The organism is Bacillus sp. YBWC18, assembly GCF_002998775.1.
Lineage (GTDB): Bacteria > Bacillota > Bacilli > Bacillales > Bacillaceae > Bacillus.
In genome coordinates, this window is the sequence record NZ_PVRI01000004.1 from 210,087 (window position 1) to 228,862 (window position 18,776).

Annotated in this window: 11 protein-coding genes; 4 read left to right on the plus strand and 7 right to left on the minus strand. The window is 44.6% G+C overall.

Translation table 11 applies throughout. The features are described 5' to 3' along the window. Position 1: 1 nt before the first annotated feature. On the plus strand, positions 2-8,197 hold the full coding sequence (locus C6348_RS12850) for a non-ribosomal peptide synthetase (RefSeq protein WP_106043407.1): 8,196 nt from the start codon (positions 2-4) through the stop codon (positions 8,195-8,197). A gap of 6 nt (positions 8,198-8,203) precedes the next feature. Further along, complete coding sequence (locus C6348_RS12855) at positions 8,204-8,944, plus strand: thioesterase II family protein (RefSeq protein ID WP_106043409.1); 741 nt, start codon at positions 8,204-8,206, stop codon at positions 8,942-8,944. A 35-nt stretch (positions 8,945-8,979) separates the two neighbouring features. Here C6348_RS12855 and C6348_RS12860 read toward each other — a convergent pair whose 3' ends face one another. Further along, positions 8,980-9,921 (minus strand): DMT family transporter, encoded by a 942-nt coding sequence (locus C6348_RS12860; RefSeq protein WP_223251567.1) that lies wholly within the window; start codon positions 9,919-9,921, stop codon positions 8,980-8,982. Between the two features lie 103 nt (positions 9,922-10,024). On the opposite strand from C6348_RS12860, the gene C6348_RS12865 reads away from it, so the two are divergent. Then, the gene (locus C6348_RS12865; RefSeq protein WP_106043413.1) at positions 10,025-11,362 is read left to right on the plus strand and encodes an aminotransferase-like domain-containing protein; all 1,338 of its coding nucleotides are present in this window, start codon (positions 10,025-10,027) and stop codon (positions 11,360-11,362) included. Here the strand turns inward: C6348_RS12865 and C6348_RS12870 are convergent. The 5 genes from C6348_RS12870 to tcyA all read right to left on the minus strand — a co-directional run bounded on the left by C6348_RS12870 (position 11,359) and on the right by tcyA (position 15,277). Further along, on the minus strand, positions 11,359-12,051 hold the full coding sequence (locus C6348_RS12870) for a 4'-phosphopantetheinyl transferase family protein (protein ID WP_106043415.1): 693 nt from the start codon (positions 12,049-12,051) through the stop codon (positions 11,359-11,361). The genes C6348_RS12865 and C6348_RS12870 overlap by 4 nt on opposite strands. 186 nt (positions 12,052-12,237) lie before the next feature. Continuing rightward, positions 12,238-12,882, minus strand: a complete 645-nt coding sequence (locus tag C6348_RS12875) for a YczE/YyaS/YitT family protein (protein ID WP_034664112.1) — start codon at positions 12,880-12,882, stop codon at positions 12,238-12,240. Positions 12,883-13,026: 144 nt separating this feature from the next. Further along, positions 13,027-13,770: an amino acid ABC transporter ATP-binding protein gene (locus C6348_RS12880; protein WP_003214030.1), complete on the minus strand. Its 744-nt coding sequence runs from the start codon at positions 13,768-13,770 to the stop codon at positions 13,027-13,029. 12 nt (positions 13,771-13,782) lie between these two features. Beyond that, positions 13,783-14,475 carry an amino acid ABC transporter permease gene (locus C6348_RS12885; RefSeq protein ID WP_106043417.1) on the minus strand — a complete coding sequence of 231 codons (693 nt, stop codon included), beginning with the start codon at positions 14,473-14,475 and terminating at the stop codon, positions 13,783-13,785. Then, positions 14,462-15,277 (minus strand): cystine ABC transporter substrate-binding lipoprotein TcyA, encoded by an 816-nt coding sequence (tcyA, locus tag C6348_RS12890; RefSeq protein ID WP_106043419.1) that lies wholly within the window; start codon positions 15,275-15,277, stop codon positions 14,462-14,464. Before tcyA ends, C6348_RS12885 begins: the two co-directional genes overlap by 14 nt. A 325-nt stretch (positions 15,278-15,602) precedes the next feature. Here tcyA and C6348_RS12895 point away from each other — a divergent pair, with 325 nt between their 5' ends. Next, a complete protein-coding gene (locus tag C6348_RS12895) occupies positions 15,603-17,036 on the plus strand; it encodes an amino acid permease (RefSeq protein ID WP_034664109.1) in 1,434 nt (477 codons plus the stop codon). Between the two features lie 44 nt (positions 17,037-17,080). On the opposite strand, the gene C6348_RS12900 is transcribed toward C6348_RS12895, so the two are convergent. Beyond that, a complete protein-coding gene (locus C6348_RS12900; protein WP_106043421.1) occupies positions 17,081-18,574 on the minus strand; it encodes a peptide MFS transporter in 1,494 nt (497 codons plus the stop codon). Positions 18,575-18,776: the final 202 nt, after the last annotated feature.

Sequence of the window (18,776 nt, forward strand, 5' to 3'; positions counted from 1 at the left end):
GATGTTAGTTAGTAGACGAAAAGGACATGCAGCAAATCATATCGTCAGAATCAACGGAAAACGAATCGATCTCAAAGCATTAGAGCAAGTCATGATGCTTCATTTTCCGCTAAAGGAATGTGTGTTAATCCCTAAGAAAAATCAAGAAGGCAGCCTCTCGCTTGTGCTATTTGCACAGGCGAAGGACCCTTCGCTGACAAGAGAGGACTTGATGAAAGGCCCGCTTCATCCCCATGAAGTACCAGCCGCTCTCGTCTTATTGCCTTCCTTGCCAAGGGCAGAAAGTGGAGCCATCGATACAGAAGCATTGCTTTCGATTGACATCATAGATGAAGAGGGTTTAAGAAAGATAGAAGAGCGTACGAAAGCCATAGATGGAGTGGAGGACGCGGCCGCTCTCATTGAAAGTCAGACAGAAAAACAAATGCCTTATCACCTAGATGACCTGTTTCCTAATCGGCAGCGTGCGCAAGGGAACGTATCGATCTCGAAGGATGAAGCGGGCGAAACAAAGCAAGCATCCGCTCATGAAAAGCCGCCAGCACTTGTGTATGGCGGGGATGTCATCAAAAAACCAGGCACACCTGTCACACTGACAGAGGTGTTGATTCGATCAGCCTTTATGTCACCTGACCGCGGGGTGACCTATATCAAAGAAGGCGGGCGCACATTGACCCAAACCTATCCTGAGTTACTCACAAACGCAGAACGGGTTCTGTCTGGTTTAAGGAAAGCAGGGCTGACAAATGGCGATCAAGTGTTACTTCAATTAAAAGATCATCACGATTTCATCACCGTGTTTTGGGGCTGTATTCTCGGTGGCATCATTCCGACTCCAGTTTCTGTTCCGCCTGTTTATGATGAGATGAATCAAGGAGTGAACAAGCTCAAGGGCGTGTTTCAGCTGCAAAATGAACCGTTTATTATTACAAACGAAGCAAGTGCTGAAGACATTGCTGGGCTGCGTGAGACATTTGAGGCAAAAGAAATACCTATTTTAACAGTAGAAACATTGCTTACGTGTGAACCGGATGAACAGCATTATGAGCCAGAGCCGGATGAGCCTGTGCTTCAGCTGCTGTCTTCAGGAAGTACGGGTGTGCCTAAGTGTATCCGTCACAACCATCAAAGTATTTTATCTCGGATCATCTCCTTTGAGCAGACAAATGGCTTTACGCATGAGGATGTGTCGCTTAACTGGATGCCGCTTGATCATGTAGGAGGCATTGTCATGTTTCATGTGCATGACGTCTACCTTGGCTGCCAGCAGATTAGTCCATCCATCGATCAATTTATCGAGCGGCCGATGGTGTGGCTGGATTGGGTAGAAACATACGGCGTCACAAGGACATGGGCACCGAATTTTGCTTTTGCCATGATGAATGAATATGAGGACGACATTCGCAAGGGGAGCTGGGATCTCTCCACACTGACTTATATTATGAATGCAGCCGAAGCGGTTGTTCCAAAAGTGACGCAGCGCTTCATGCATATCATGGGTCAGCACGGATTAAGCCGCCATGCGATGGTGCCGGCGTACGGCATGTCTGAAACATCCTCAGCCATTGTTCAATCAAAGAAATTCATGCGGCATGATGATCAGGATGGTCAGCTGACGATTGATCAGACCTCGTTAACAGGTGAAATTCAATACGTGACGCAAGATCATCCGCACAAGATGACGTTTACAGAAGTCGGCGTACCTATTCCGTCTGTATGGATTCGGATTGTAGATGAACATCATCATGTGCTGCCAGAAGATCAGGTCGGACGCTTACAGGTGAAGAGTCCAACGATTATGATGGGCTATGATCAAAATGAGGAAGCCAATCAAGAGGTATTTGCGGAAAATGGCTGGTTTCACACAGGGGATTTAGGGTTTATTCATGAAGGGCGTCTTGTTCTGACAGGCCGGGAAAAGGACATCATCGTCATCAACGGAGCCAACTATTTGAATTACGAAATTGAAGCGGTTGTGGAAGAGGTGGACGGGGTTGAAGTCACCTTTGCCGCTGCGTACGGCATTTACAATCCCGAATCAAGCAACGACACGCTTGCCGTCTTTTTTGTCTCGCAAAAAGATTCAATAGAGGAACAAATCACGATGATTCAGCAGATTAGAGAGGCCATCATCCGAAAAATCGGGATAGAGCCTGATCACATCATTCCGGTGAAAAAAGACCAATTTCCGAAAACAGAGAGTGGGAAAATCCAACGTGCCCAGTTAGGTGCAGCGCTAAAAGAGGGAGTATTCCGTGACATTGAAAGGGCACTGGATCTTGCTTCTGAAAATGAACAAACACTCCCAGATTGGTTTTTCAAACGCACTTGGGCAAAGGAGCATATTGGTCCGTCTCAGCCTTCTGCTGATCATGTACTCGTTTTCGAGGATGAAAAAGGGCTTTACCAATCACTTTACGCACAATTTGAACAAAGAAATCAGTCCTATGTTTCTGTGAAAAAAGGGCGTGAATTTTTGCGTTTGTCCAAAGGGATGTACCAGATGAATCCGAGAATCAAGGGGGATTACGTCAGGCTCGTTGCAGCACTTGAAGCAGATGAATTAAAGACCGGGCAGGTGCTCCACCTGTGGAATGTGACAGACAAAGAAGACATCGTTGAGCCTGCGCAGTTCAAAGAAATGCATGCGAGTACCAATCAATCTATTTTGTACTTGTATCAAGCTTGGAGGCAAGAAAACAAAGAGCCAGTCCGGCTTGTCGTAGTGACAAAGGGTGGTCAATTTGTAAGCCCTGAAGACGATCTTCATGTGGAGAAAACGTCGCTCGCTGGTTTATTAAAAACCATCCCGCAAGAATGGGAAGGAGCAGAGGTGTCCCATATTGATATTGAAGCGGAGCGTGTGGAACAGGATGCAAAGCACATTGCTGAAGAGCTGTCAGCGATTCATATAAAAGCAGAGGTGTCATACCGAAACGGGCACAGGTTCGTACCAAAGCTGGAAAAAGTCAATATGATGAAAGCACCTCAAACAGAAGGGTTTTTAGAATATGAAGGTCTTTATTTGCTGACTGGAGGTCTTGGCGGTATTGGATTTGAGCTGTCTAAACAGATGCTCCAATTTGGCCTAAAGCTCGTATTGATTGGAAGGACTTCTCTGGAAGACAGCCTGGAAAAGAAAGAGGCGTTCTCACAGCTAAAAGGCCTCGGTGATGTCATCTATGTACAAGCGGATGTGACCAATTTAGCTGACGTCGAGCGGGCGATTTACAAAGCAGAAAAACACTTTGGTCAATCGATCCGAGGCGTGCTGCATTTAGCTGGGGCTGGCAATGTGTCAGAGCATTTTCAGCATGCGGATAAGTATGCATTGGCTCATACGTCAGAAGAGGATTTCACAAAGGAGCTGTCAGGGAAAGCAGACGGAGCGTTTGTCCTGCAGGAAGCCTTCAAGCATGACCCGGCAGTACCACTCGTCTTTTTTGGATCGGTGAATGGCTTTTTTGGCGGCACAACATTCGGGGCATACTCTGCAGCCAACAGCTTTTTAGATGGACTTGCGCACGCTCTCACCTTTCAAGAAGGAAGACGGGCGATCTCTTTGAACTTCAGCATGTGGGATAATCTTGGTTTGTCTAAGGGACATACCGGCGCAGCGCTAACCGTCCGCAAGGGATTTCAATTGATTGGAAAGAAGCAAGGTCTCCATTCATTATGTCTAGGTGCCCGGCTGAATGAAGCGCATCTATTTATCGGACTAGACGGAGCCAATCCAGAAATCGCTGAGTATCTTCAGCCAGCACCAATTCCGACTTTTGAGAAAAAGCTTTTTTACACGGTTCAGTCTGGCAAAGAAGTGCATGTTGAAGATATCGCAGGCGTAACAAAAGGTGACTGGGATATTCAGCAAGTACAGGAAATACCGAAAAAACAAGATGGCTCTATTGATCATGAAGCCCTCAAGCTGAATCATCACAAAAATGGACAACCCCTTGAAAAACAATTGCCAGAAACGAAAACAGAGCAAATTCTTGCTGCCATATGGGAGGACATTTTAGACGTAGATCGTGTGTACAAAGAGGATCAATTCTTTGACCTTGGCGGGCATTCATTAAAGGCGACTCAAACTATTTCTCGGATCAATCATGAATGTTCAATCAAGGCGCCTTTAAAAATATTATTTGAAAGTAAGCATTTGGCCCATCTGGCGCAAATGGTTGATGACATCAAAGGGGCTCCGGCTGTTCAGGAAGCCAAGATTCCAAAGCTTGAAAAGCGAACAAGCTATGAGCTGTCACATGCTCAGAAGCGCATTTGGTTCTTATCCACATTAGAAAAGAGCCATCATTACAATATATTAGGTGCTTGGAAGCTGACAGGACAACTGCACATTCAAGCGTTAACAAAAGCGATTGGTCTCTTAACGAAACGTCATGAAGCACTGCGTGCAACATTTAAATCGCTTGGCGGCAAGCCAGTTCAACTGATACGTGAAGACCTTCCGCCATCCGTCACAGTTGCAAACTTCTCATTATTTAATGAAAAAACGAGAACGAGACGACTCAAGCAGCTTATTCAGCAAGAGGCAAACCGCGTCTATGATTTAGAAAGAGGACCTCTTTCACAGTGGACGATTGTGGATATGGGCAATGAGGAATTTTATCTTCTTTGCGCGCAGCACCACATCATTTCAGATGCATGGTCGCTCAGCCTGCTCATTCAGGAGTTAGAAGTGGCATATGACGGGCTTCTTTCAGATGAATCGCCGCAGCTCCCGGCGCTGGAAATCGAATGGACAGATTATGTTCATTGGGAAAATGAGCAACTAACGCATCATCAAGCAGACCAAAACTATTGGCTCGATACCTTACAAGGTGAACTTCCAGTGCTAGAGCTGCCGTTTGACCGCCCTCGTCCGCCGGTTCAAACATTTAACGGCGCTACAGAGCAAATCGTCTTGGAAGAACCGCTTATCCGCTGTTTGCAGGCTTTGTCCAAGCAGCAGGGCACAACGCTGTTCATGACGATGCTGTCAGCGTACTACGTCCTGCTTCACAAGCTGTCCGGACAGACAGATATCATCATTGGCTCGCCGATCGCAGGGCGAGATGCCAAGCAATCAGAGAAGCTCGTTGGGATGTTTGTGAATACACTTGCGCTGAGGCAGGATATCTCCACAGCAGATACGTTTGCTGATGTCATGGAAAACGTGAAAGAGATGACGTTAAAAGCATTTGAGCATCAGCGTTATCCATTTGACAAGCTTGTCGATGATCTTTCGTTGGATAGAGATTTAAGTCGATCGCCTATTTTCCAAGTGGCCATGGGGTATGTAACAGATTCGCTCAATGTAAATCTCAAAGGGCTGACAAGTGAACATGTGATGGTCCATCATACAGTGTCTAAATTTGATCTCACCCTGCATGTATTTGATCAGGGAGATCAGCTGTCGATCCATGTGGAATACAATACAGATTTATTTAATCAAGAGACCATCCATCGTTATATGAATTATTATCTTCATCTGCTAGATGGCATGACGGCTCAGCCTGAACGTACATTTTCTGACTATTGCTTAATGGACAAAGCGGAACAGGCCGCCATGATCATAGGAAAAAACCAAACGGCTACATCATATCCAAAACGGACCCTTCAAGAGCTGTTTGAAGAACAGGTGCAGCGTGATCCGCACCGTATTGCCTTGTCCTATTTGGAAGAGCACATGACGTATCAAGAGTTGGATGAGAAGGCGACACAGCTTGCTGCTTACTTGCAGTCTAAAGGAGTTGGACCAGGTTCACTGGTACCGATGCTTTTTGATCGTTCCTTTGACATGATTGTCTCGGTGCTAGGTATCGTCAAGTCTGGTGCTGCGTATGTTCCGATGTCACCTGAATATCCAGATGCACGCATCCGCCTCATCGTTCGCGATACGCAAAGTGATGTGATCATCACTCAGTCTCATTTTGCGAGTCGTCTAGTAGACTTTACAGGTACAAAGATTAACATGGACAAGCCGTTATCAGAAACAGATGCAGTGTATCAAAGAGAACAATCGATCATAGGGGAAGCCCAGCTGGCCTATGTCAACTACACATCAGGCTCAACAGGTACACCAAAAGGCGTGATGCTCCCTCATGCAGGAGTTGTCCGCCTGGTTAGAGAAACAAACTATATTGAACTAGGTCCAGATGACAAGATGCTTCAGCTCTCAAACTATGCTTTTGATGCCTTTACATTTGAATTATGGGGGATGCTGCTGAATGGCGGTCAGCTGATTCTGATCCCAAAATATGCCGCACTGAATATGGATGAATTATCACGGTTGATCAAAACGCATCAAGTGACAGCCAACTGTCTGCCAACCGCCTTATTCAATCGGCTGGTGGAGCACGATCCAAAAAGTGTAGCAGGCTACCGCACATTACTTGTTGGCGGAGAAGCGATGTCAAGTGAGCATGCACGAAAGGTACTCCCACATATGGAGGGTGTGCTCATCAATGCTTACGGTCCAACAGAAAACACGACCTTAGCAGCAACACATCAAGTCACGCACATGCCAGAGGGTGCAAGATCAGTTCCAATTGGTGTCCCGGTATCGAACTCAACTGTCGTCATACTAGATGAAGCGCTCAACCCAGTGCCAGCAGGCGTCAAAGGAGAAATCTATATCGGCGGCACAGGGCTGGCAAAAGGCTACCTTCATGATCCAGAGCGGACGCAGGAGCGTTTTATTGACAATCCATTTCCTGAACTAGAGGGAGACAAGCTGTATCGTTCAGGTGATCTTGGTACATGGCGCTCAGATGGCACCATTGAATATCTCGGCCGAAAAGACAACCTCGTGAAAATTAGAGGCTACCGGATTGAATGTGGGGAAATTGAAACAGCTCTCCTCAAGCATCCGCAAGTAAAGGAATGTACAGTCATCGCCAAAACGTATGGCAGCTCTAAACGGCTGGCAGCCTACCTTGTCACAGACGGGGGGAATCCTGTTCCGGGCTGGAAAGCATTTTTGCAGGAAAGCCTGCCAGGCTACATGATTCCAAGTTACTTTATTGTAATGGACGAAATGCCAGTCACAACGAACGGAAAGGTTGATCAAAAAGCACTGCCAGAGCCGACAGAAACGATCTCTCTTTCCCAGGGGGATGACAAACCAGTCACCGAAACGCAGGAACAAATTGTCACAGCTTTCAAGGAAGTGCTTGGTGTCAAACAAGTAGGCATGCATGACTCCTTCTTTGATTTAGGCGGCGATTCGATTATGAGTATCCAGGCTGTTGCCAAATTAAAAGAAAAGGGGATTCGTGTTGATCCAAAATGGATTTTCATGCATCCAGCACCTGCGCAGCTAGCCGCACATGTGGACGCAATTCCAGAGGCCGGGGAGCATGTCGAAAGGTCTCCGAAGGACTATGTGATTGAGCTGAAAAAAGGCGATCCAGCTGAACCGAGAATATTCTTTGCACCGCCTGCCGGTGGAACGGTCATGGGCTATATCGATGTTGCTAAGCTGATGACACTTCAAGGCGCTGTTTATGCCATGCAGTCTCCTGGCTTATATGAGGATGAAGAACCGCAATTCCTTCATTACACAGAGCTTGTCACCATTTTTATTGAAGCCATTGAGACCTTCTATCGACCAGGCATTGACTATCTAGCAGGGCATTCAATGGGCGGGCATCTTGCCTACGGTATGAATCAGCGGCTCTGCCATGCAGGAAAAGCGCCGAAAGGATTGATCATTTTAGATACGGTGCCAGTGTTAAGGGATGAGGCCGATCAGGCACTTCATGCCGATATGAACGAAGAAGAAGTGAAAATGCTTGCACTTGTCCTTGGAATGGGAAATCTCGTCGGCATCCAGCCAGAAGCATTACAAGGGCTGAGCTTCCAAGAAGTGAAACAGACAATACTCAAAGAGGCAGAAAAGGATGAAGTGGTTCATCAATTTATGAATGATCAATATTTAGATAAATATTTGCAAATGCAAACGCATAATACGATCATGTCACAAGCCATTGAATTAGAAAAAGAACCATTCCCTGTGCCGTTTTATATTGTACAAAGCAGTGATCACGCCATCGATTTCCAGAAGAAGTTCTCAGACTGGGAGGCTTATACGAAAGGGTCGTGCTCGTATTATCACATCAAAGGAGACCATGTCACCATGATGAAAAGGCCGCAGGCAGATGAACTGGCACGGATTCTTCAAACGATTATAAAGGGGTAAGGACGTATGAATCAGTTATTTAAAACCTTTGAAAAAAAATCAGACCTTATTCAGCTTATTTGTTTTCCTTTTGCAGGCGGTTATTCCGCCTCGTACCGCCCGCTCTTTGAAAAGCTAAAAGGCTCTGCCGAAGTAACAGCAGCAGAGCCCCCAGGGCATGGAACCAATCTCATGCCGCTCGAAACGAGCATTGACCAATTGGCTGAGCTGTACAAAGAAGGGCTTACAGGCAACCTGAACCGCCCATTTATCCTGTTCGGACATTCCATGGGAGGACTTGTCGTGTATAGACTGACGCAGCTGCTAGAAAAGGAAGGGGTCTATCCGGCAGCAGTTGTGATCTCGGCCATTCAGCCGCCGCAAACAAAACGGCAGATCCTGACCCATTTATCCAATGAAGCATTTGTTCAGCATATTGCCGAAATGGGCGGGATTCCAAAGGAATTATTAGAGAACAAACCAATGATGGATTACTTTACGCCGTCCTTACGTGCAGACTATCAGGCGCTGGAAACCTTCCAGCACAAAGATCAATCCGTCATCGAAACACCCGTTTATTTATTCAATGGAACACAAGATGAAAAATGCATGCAAGATGCAAACGGCTGGCTGCCATGGGCAAAGACCATCAAACGCACCAATTTCGATGGAGGCCACATGTACATTAACACACACCTCGAGCACTTCGCAGAACAGATGAGACATGTGATTGACCTTGCTGCCAAACAACACTTCATCAGACATTAAAAAAAAGCGGTCCTCGTTTGAGAGACCGCTTTTTCTTATGAATTCCGCTTCTTCACTACATTCCCGCCAATCACTCCGCCAATAACCAGCACACCTCCGATGAGATGATACCAATCGATTGTTTCATGTAAAATGAGAACCCCAGCGGCGACCGTAATAAACGCAGATAAATTGTTAAAGATGCTGACCTTTGCCGCTTCAAGCTGAGAGAGGGCATAGTTGGATAAATATGCCGTGAGAAGTGAAGAAAGAATGCCTAAAAAGAGCATTGACCATACAAAGGATGCTTGTGTAAATGGGCTGAAAAATTGCGGCATTGTCCCGTTGACCGAATGCCGAATGAGCGCAGCGGCATTGAAGAAGACAAACCCAAAGAATGTCATCACGAAGGTGAGTTCAATCACATGGAAGCGCCGTGTAATCACCCGGGCAAATACACTATATGCACTGGAGGATAAGGCTGAAAGCAATATCAGCACATAGCCGATCATGTGTGAATGCTTTACATCAATTCCTTTCATAACAAAGAGAAGCATCACTCCGCACACAGAAAGAATGGTAAACAGCACTTGTATCCATGTCGCGCGTTCCTTTAAAAACCACGCGGCCAGCACCATCGTCAGAATGGGAATCGTTGCCTGAATAATACCAGCCTCTGACGAAGAGGTATACATCAGCCCCCATACTTGAAAAGCAAAAAACAACACAGGGTAAAGCAAGGAAAACGGTACGATGTAGAGAAGATCACGCCATCGAATGGAGAGACGATTCTTCTTTCGTAAAAATGGATACAGCAATAGTGCGGCTGCAAAAGAAATCGTAAAGCGGTGTGCCAATAAATCGATCGGGTTTGCTGATTCTAATGCAATTTTGACAAACAAAAATGAAAAACCAATAATCGTGGCGTAGCCTATCGCGGCAGCATACGCTTTCTGTTTTGAAATGTTCACAAGTTGACTCCTTACACGAGCATGCATGCTTCAGATGAATTGACCGGTTCTGTTCTTCTATCGTAATCGGATCATCTAAGGTGTACAATAAGAGAACATGATATCTGTACCGGTACAAGGAGGAAGCGGTGTGAGGAAATATGATCAGCTTATTCTCAGCTTAAAAGAGAAAATGGCGTCTGGTGAATACAGTGCTGGCATGAAGATCCCTTCCATTCGCCATTTAGCAACTCAATATGCAGTGAGTAAAAGCACTGTCATCAAAGCGCTGGACACATTAGAACGTGAACATCTGCTGTATTCTGTAGAAAGAAGCGGCTATTATGTCGTGAAAACGAAGCAGTCGGCGGGCAAACAGGACAGCACAGGGATTGATTTTGCTTCATCTGCACCTGATCCCGTCGTGTTTCCATATGTCGATTTCCAGCACTGCATCAACCAAGCGATTGATTTGTATCAAAATGACTTGTTTATTTACGGCACAGCCAACGGCTTACCATCGCTGCTTCCAGTCATTTCTAAGCGATTAATGGATTATCAAGTATTTGCAAATCCAGAACAGATCGTCATGACCTCTGGTATTCAGCTGGCGTTATCCATTTTAAGCACCATTCCTTTTCCGAATGGAAAACAGACCATACTAGTCGAACAGCCTGGCTATCACCTATACCTCCAATATTTAGAGAAAAATCAACTGCCCGTGCGGGGGATTCAGCGGACGGAAAAGGGAATTGATCTTCAGGAATTGGAGCGTATCTTTCGAGAAGAGGAGATTCGTTTTTTCTATACGATGCCAAGGTTTCAAAACCCGCTTGGAACGAGCTTGTCAAAACAGGAGAAAAGAGCGATTGCAGCTCTTGCTGAGAAATATGATGTCTATATCGTTGAAGATGATTATATAGCCGATTTAGAATTCGACGCAAAAAGAGACCCGATCTATTCATACGATCAGGCGGGTAAGGTCATTTATTTAAAGAGCTTCTCCAAAATTATCTTTCCGGGACTTCGAACAGGAGCAGTCGTTTTACCTGAGGAACTGATTGGACCTTTTAGTGAACACAAACGGCTCATTGACATCGACAGCTCCATGCTGTCACAGGCAGCCTTAGAAATATATTTAAAAAGTGGGATGTTTGAACGGCATCGAGAAAGAATGCAGACAACCTATCGCAACCGATCCAAACAGCTGGTGACTTGTCTGAAAAATGATCAAATCGCTTATCAACTGGGAGAAGAGGGGCCAGCTACTCATACACATGTACGTGTCGATCGGTCGATTCCGATGAATCAGCTCATTCAGCACCTAAAAAAGGCATCTGTTTCCATTCAGTCAATCGACCGCCATTACCTGTCAACCCATCAAAAAGACCCCATTCTTCAGCTGAACATCTGGCATGTGAAAGAAGAGCAAATCACACGTGGAGTCGATTTGCTAAAGACAGCATTTCAGCAAATTGGGCGATATTAAAGACGGGACAGCACATCTCTGCAAGAGAGTATCTCAACACTTTCAGCCGCAGCAGGCTTTCGTGTGCACACCGCCATTTGGTAGGCAGGATCGAGTGAGTATGTTTGAACAAAGCAGTGCGCTTCATGATCAGGTAATATCAACGTCGCCAGTCCATCCTCTGACAGACGGGCTGTAAAGGACGAAAGACCATAAGATAATCCCTTTCCAGTCAGCTTGATAAAGGCCTCCTTCATTGACCATAAATGAAAGAAGTAGGCTTCCTGCCGTTCTGCCGGTTGTGAAAGTAAATCCTCATACTCATCTGCTGAAAAAAATCGTTTAGCAATCGCTAGATCAATCGGTTTGATCTCCTCAATATCAATACCTACAGGTGCATCATCTATTGCGCATACGACCCAATCACCAGAGTGAGAAAGATTAAAGTGAAAAGAAGGAATGTGCCGGACGAAAGGCTTGCCGTTGCCCTCTGTTGCAAAAACGATTTGATCAATAGGCAGATCGTACATATCATGGATCATTTGACGAACCAGCACCTCACCTAACAGGGTCCTTCTTGCATCGACCAAAAAACGAAAGCGCTCAGCCGCAGCACGCTTTGCAGGTGATACAAAGGGTTTCAGGCAATCGATTTGTTGTCGTGCACCTATTTCATCTAAGTGTAGTAATTGGATAGCAAATATCTTCATAACGAACCTCAATTTTTTACATTGATTGTAACATTGGAGAGCGCTGGGAAAAAGGGAAACAGGCCTCCTTTTCACTGAAAGCCTAAAATGACAGATGTAGGCTTATTTCATCTTATGAATATAAGAAAAATCTGTTTATTTATTTCAGCACAAGAAAAGCCATTCTTTTTGTAGAATGGCTTGTTCTTATCTAATAAGCGTTTGAACAGGTTTCTCTGCTGTTTTAGTAATAAGCAGCTGCAGGAGCCGTGTAGACTGCGGCAAGGAGAAACGAAGGACGATACCTGTAAAAATAGCAGTCAGAATCGTGCCAATGCCAATCGGTCCGCCGAGCATCCATGCAAATAAAAGCACTGTTAACTCAATGCCATTTCGAACCCACTGCACGTTCAATCCTGTTTTCGCTGAGATGAGCAGCATTAATGAATCTCTTGGCCCGGCGCCAAGATTGGCTGAGACATAAATGCCAACACCATACCCTGATACCACAACGCCTGTAATAAACACATATAAAGCGGGTAAATACCCATGTGGTGCAGGCAATACCGCATTAAAGAAATCTATAAACACGCCAATCAGCACCATGTTCAGTAATGCGCCGATCTTTGGAAATGATTTCGTAAAAACAGAAGTCAGTGTCACAATCAGTGCACCAATAATGATGGACCACTGTCCAATCGTGAGTCCAAAGTGCTGAAACAGTCCGTAGTGGAAAGCGTCCCAAGGACCAATCCCAAGAATCTTTCCTTTCACTGTCAGCGATAATCCAAAAGCTAGTACGATCAATCCAACAAAATAAAAAAACCAACGTAAAAGATGTTCCCGCTTCAAAAGCATTCCCTTCTTTCTTAAACACTCGAATTCAATCGTAACATACTCCCACGCCCCTTTAAATGGCTTTGCTCAATTGTAATCGCTTACTTTTAAAAATATGAAAAAAGGCTGCTCTCATCACGTGAGAACAGCCTTTTTTCATCATACTGGATTCAAAATCCGGTTTAAGAATTGTTTTGTTCGTTCTTCCTTCGGTCGTTTGAAGATTTCTTCCGGAGGGCCTTGTTCGACGATGACGCCGCCATCAATAAAAATCACTTCGTCTGCCACTTCTTGGGCAAACTTGATTTCATGTGTGACCACTGCCATGGTCCAGCCTTCTTTCGCTAGATCCTTCATGACCTTTAAGACTTCCCCGACAAGCTCAGGGTCAAGTGCAGAGGTTGGTTCATCAAAAAGCATGAGCTCTGGCTGAATGGCAAGTGCACGGGCAATCCCGACACGCTGCTTTTGACCGCCTGACAGCTGGAATGGATACAGATCTTTTTTATCTTCAAGACCGACCTTTTGCAAGAGCTGGATGGCTTCTTTTCGAACCGTTTCCTTCGGACGGCGCTGTACTTGAACAGGACCTTCCATCACATTTTCAAGCACTGTGCGGTGTGGGAACAGGTGATAATCCTGAAATACCATTCCTGATTTCCGGCGAAGCTTCAGCAGGTCAGCTGATTTATTTTTTTTCGAAAAATCTATCGAGAAATCATCGAAGGTAAAGGAGCCGCCATTTGGTGTTTCAAGTGCATTTAAACAGCGAAGCATCGTTGTTTTTCCTGAACCTGATGGACCGAGAATGGCCACAACCTGCCCTTTGTTGATTGTAAAATCTATTGACTTTAAAATCTCATTTTCACCAAAGGATTTCTTTAGACCTTTGACTGTTAGCATGTCGTTCCCTCCTTACCTTGCGACATATCGATCAAGTCGTTTTTCAATTTGATGCTGAACGAGCGATAGAATGAAGCAGAATACCCAATAGATCAGGGCTGCTTCCATATAAATGAACAATATCTGATCCAAGTTCGCTGCAGCAATTTCCTGAGACTTACGGAAAAGCTCTGCCACGAGGATTTGGGAGGCAAGAGATGTATCCTTCACCAAACTAATGAATGAATTAGATAGCGGCGGAATCGATACACGCACAGCCTGCGGTAAAATGACGCGGATGAGTGTTTTACGATGCGTCATCCCGATCGAATAACCAGCTTCCCATTGTCCTTTTGGAACAGATAGGACGGATGCACGGATAATTTCCGACGCATACGCACCTACGTTTAATGAAAAAGCAATAATGGCACTTGGATATGGATCCAGTGTGATATTAAATGTCGGAAAGAAATAGAAAATAATAAACAATTGCACAAAAAGCGGCGTTCCGCGAACGGCCGACACATAGATGGAAAAAATCCATCTGAGGGCTTTGATTTTAGACATTCTAGCAAGAGCTGTCACAAGCGCGATAAAAATACCAATGATAAAGGCAATGATGGCGAGGGGAATTGTATAATAAATCCCCTGCATCACCATTGGCCAAAAAGATTGCTGAAGAAGATCCCAAGGAATGACGACTCCCAGGGTATTACTTTGTAACATCTTCACCAAACCATTTCTTAGAAATCTTAGCAAGTGTACCGTCTTTTTTCATTTCTTTTAATGCGCCATTCACTTTGTCAACGACTTCGCCGCTGCCTTTTCTGAATGCAAAGTAAGTTTCTTGAGGATCTCCTGTTTCAAATGCAACTTTTAGGTTTTTGTTACCGCTTGTTTTCAAGTAATTCAATACAGCCAGCTTGTCATTGAACGTCAGATCAGCACGTCCTTGCTGAATCAATTGAATCGATTGTGCAAGACCTTCAACGCCTTCAATTTTAGCACCAGCATCTGTTGCTAGCTTATTGTAGTTACTCGTTAATGATTGTGCTGCTTTTTTGCCTTTTACATCAGATAGTTTCTTGATGTCGTTGTTATCTGATTTTGTCACAACAATGGCTTGAGACGTTGTGTATTTGTCAGAGAACTCATATTGATTTTCACGTCCAGTTTTACCAACTTGGTTCGCTACCACGTCAAAACGTTTTGAATTCAGTCCAGCAAACATGCTGTCCCATTGTGTTTCTTTGAATTCAGGTTTTAAATCAAGACGTTTTGCTACTTCTGTGATGACTTCTACATCGTAGCCAGTTAATTTATCTGTCTTTTTGTCATGGAATGTGAAAGGAGCATAAGTACCCTCTGTTCCGATCGTCAGAACACCTTTATCCTGAATGGATTTCCAAAGGTCGCCTGATTCCTTAGACCCAGATTGTTTATTCGCGTTGTCGCTTGCACCAGATCCACATGCCGTGATCAATGCAACACAAGCGCCTAAAATAATGGCAAAGAACATTTTTTTCATTTTATTCCCCACTTTTCTTGTTGGTATTTACAACATATGATCTTACAGAGAAGCAACCTAAAAGTAAAGCATTTGAAACTAGCTTGAGCGAATCTCACCAACTTTATGCCCGCAACCCATTTCTTTCAAACCTCTATCGTCTACAAAGCCCTTCATCTTTTATTTGTGCGAACATTACTAAAATAAAGACTTTGTGACAGTGACCATAGAAGGAAGAATATTTATTATAAAAGATGTATAATTAGTAGGTTGTTTTGAAAATGGAATGAATCACATGGAGACATGTTTTGATAACTGAGCATCTTAGAAGAAGGAGGGCATCATTGTGGATGTTGGACAAAATCAGCCCGAACAACTGAAAAGGGCGATGACCTCCCGCCATTTATTTATGATTTCACTTGGCGGTGTCATTGGGACAGGCTTTTTCTTAGGAACGGGCTATACGATTGGACAAGCAGGGCCAGTTGGAGCCGTTCTTTCTTATATTGTGGGCGGATTGATTATGTATTTAACCATGCTGTGTCTTGGAGAGTTGTCGGTCGCACTTCCTGTGTCGGGGTCGTTTCATACGTATGCGACGAAATTTGTCAGCCCTGCAGCGGGGTTTGCTGTCGGCTGGATTTATTGGCTTGGCTGGGCGGCAACGGTCGCCCTAGAATTCTTATCAGCAGGACAGCTGATGAGGCGCTGGCTCCCGCAAGTGGATGTGTGGATTTGGTGTCTCATATTTGGACTGTGTCTTTTCTTATTAAATGCCCGGTCGGCGAAAGCGTTCGGGGAGTCGGAGTTTTTCTTTTCAACCATTAAGATTATTGCGATTTTACTCTTTATAGGTGTAGGCGGAGCGGCGATGTTTGGTTTTATTGAAACAACGAGCGGAGAACCTGCCCCTTACTTCAGTCATTTTGTGAGTGATGGTTTGTTTCCAAATGGATTGCTCGCCGTTGTGGTCACGATGATCACCGTGAACTTTTCATTCCAAGGAACAGAGCTGATCGGGATTGCAGCAGGAGAAAGTGAAAACCCTGAGAAAACCGTTCCTCGTTCGATTCATCAGACTGTTTGGCGTACACTCGTCTTTTTCGTCTTATCAATCTTCGTCTTAGCGGGTATGGTGCCTTGGAAGGAAGCGAGTGTGCTGCAAAGTCCATTTGTTACTGTATTTGAGAGAACGGGAATTCCTTTTGCGGCAGACATCATGAACTTTGTCATTATCATTGCTTTATTATCTGTTGCCAACTCTGGCTTGTATGCATCGACGAGAATGCTGTATTCCTTATCGAAGGAAGGAATGGCAGGAAAAGCATTTAGACGCGTGAATCAGCGCGGTATTCCGATGAATGCCTTACTGCTCACGTTCCTGTTTACAGGGATTTCGCTATTATCCGGGTTCTTTGCAGAGAAAACGGTATTTGCCTGGATCGTGTCCATTGCCGGCATGAGTGCCCAGACTGGCTGGATCACCATTACATTATCACAGATGCTTTTCCGCAGAAGATATCTTAAAGCAGGCGGAAAGCTGGAAAACTTAAAATTTAAAACCCCTCTCTATCCGGTTCTGCCAATTATTGCGATTACACTCAACACCATCGTTTTGATCAGCCTTGCCTTTGATAAGGAGCAGCGTATTGGGTTATATGTCGGCGTCCCTCTCATGATCATTGGGTATGTCGTCTATCACCGCTATGTGAAAAAGCATCAGGCGAAAAGTGAACCGCTTAAGCTGCAAATCCATGGAGATGATGAGATCCGGTTTTAAACCAGAAAAAGAAGCCAACCCAATCGGGAGGCTTCTTTTTTCATTTAATGAATGCCTTTCATCGCTTTCTTAATCACTGGTGTTAAGAGCAGCATCACACCGCATAAAACGATGGCAAGCATTCCGATGATACCGAAATAGACGGTTTCTGGCACTTTATCAAACAGTTTGACCACTTGCGCATTGATCGCCTGTGCCATCGCATTTGAAAGGAACCAAAGGCTCATCGTTTGCGCTGAGAAGGCAGCAGGTGCAAGCTTTGTTGTTGCTGACAGCCCAACTGGTGATAAGCAGAGCTCTCCGATCACGACAAGGAAGAAGCTCAGAACAAGCCATAATGGGCTCACAAGTGTATTCGGACCAGACATGTAGGCAGGAATGATCATGATGATGAAGGATAATCCTGCAAATAGAAGGCCAAGTGAGAACTTAATCGGGGTAGACGGCTGTTTCTTTCCAAGTCTAATCCACAACCAAGCAAACACAGGAGACAGCAGCACAATAAAGATTGGGTTCAATGATTGGAACCACGAAGAGGCAAGTGTCATCCCTAGGAAATTCAAGTTTGTTCGTTGATCTGCATATGTGGCTAAAATGTTTGAGCCTTGTTCTTGAATTGCCCAGAACATCACCGCAGCAAGGAACAATGGAATATAAGCGAGAACCCTGGATTGCTCCACTGGGCTCGTCTTTTTACTGAAATACATGACGATGAAATACACAATCGGAATGAGCACACCAAGGACACTGACAAACCAAGTGAATAGATTAATCGTGAGTGCGCCTGTTTGAATGCCAATGACAACAAAAACAGCGAGCACAATGATGATCAATGTTCCGAAAATTTTGAAGTTCTTTCGTTCAGCAGCTGATAACGGATTTGTCACATAAGTGCCGGCAAGACCAAGGTTCGGTTTTTTCGTGATCACAAATGTAATCAGTCCAACAAGCATCCCAACGGCAGCAAGTGAGAATCCGAGGTGGAAGTTCACTTTTTGACCGAGTGTTCCGACAATTAATGGGGAAATAAAACCACCCATGTTGATGCCCATATAGAAAATACTAAAGCCAGAATCCCTGCGAGGGTCCGTTTTGGTATACAGGTCGCCAACAATGTTTGAAACGTTCGGCTTCAAAAGACCCGTCCCAATAATAATCAGTCCCATACTAATAAAGAGCGCTGTTGCTCCGCTTGGCAAAGCTAAAATGACATGTCCAAGCATAATGAAAACCCCGCCATAAAAGACCGTACTGGACGAACCGAATACTCGATCGGCAAGCCATCCTCCAATAATGCCTGACATATAGACAAGCGCACCGTAGACAGACATGATCGAATTGGCTGTCGTCTGATCAAAACCAAGACCGCCCTTTGTCACCTCTGTGTACATATAGTAAATAAGCAGTGCACGCATGCCGTAATAAGAGAAACGCTCCCAAAATTCAGTGAAAAACAGTGTGTAAAGTCCTTTAGGATGTCCAAAAAACCCTTTTTGAGGAACACTTTTAACAATTTTATCGTGGTCAATTGTAGACATGGCATAGATCCTTTCTTAAAAAAAGAGATATGAGAAAAATGATATTCTTGTATAGTTCTTGTGTCAATATAAAACTATTCTAAAACAGGAAAATGTTAGTTCAATAGGCGTAAAGACTCAAAAAAATGAAACATTCTTTCAAGTGAGAATGGTCAGAAAGTTATATCTGAAAATTTACTTAAAATTTGAAGAATTGTACAAG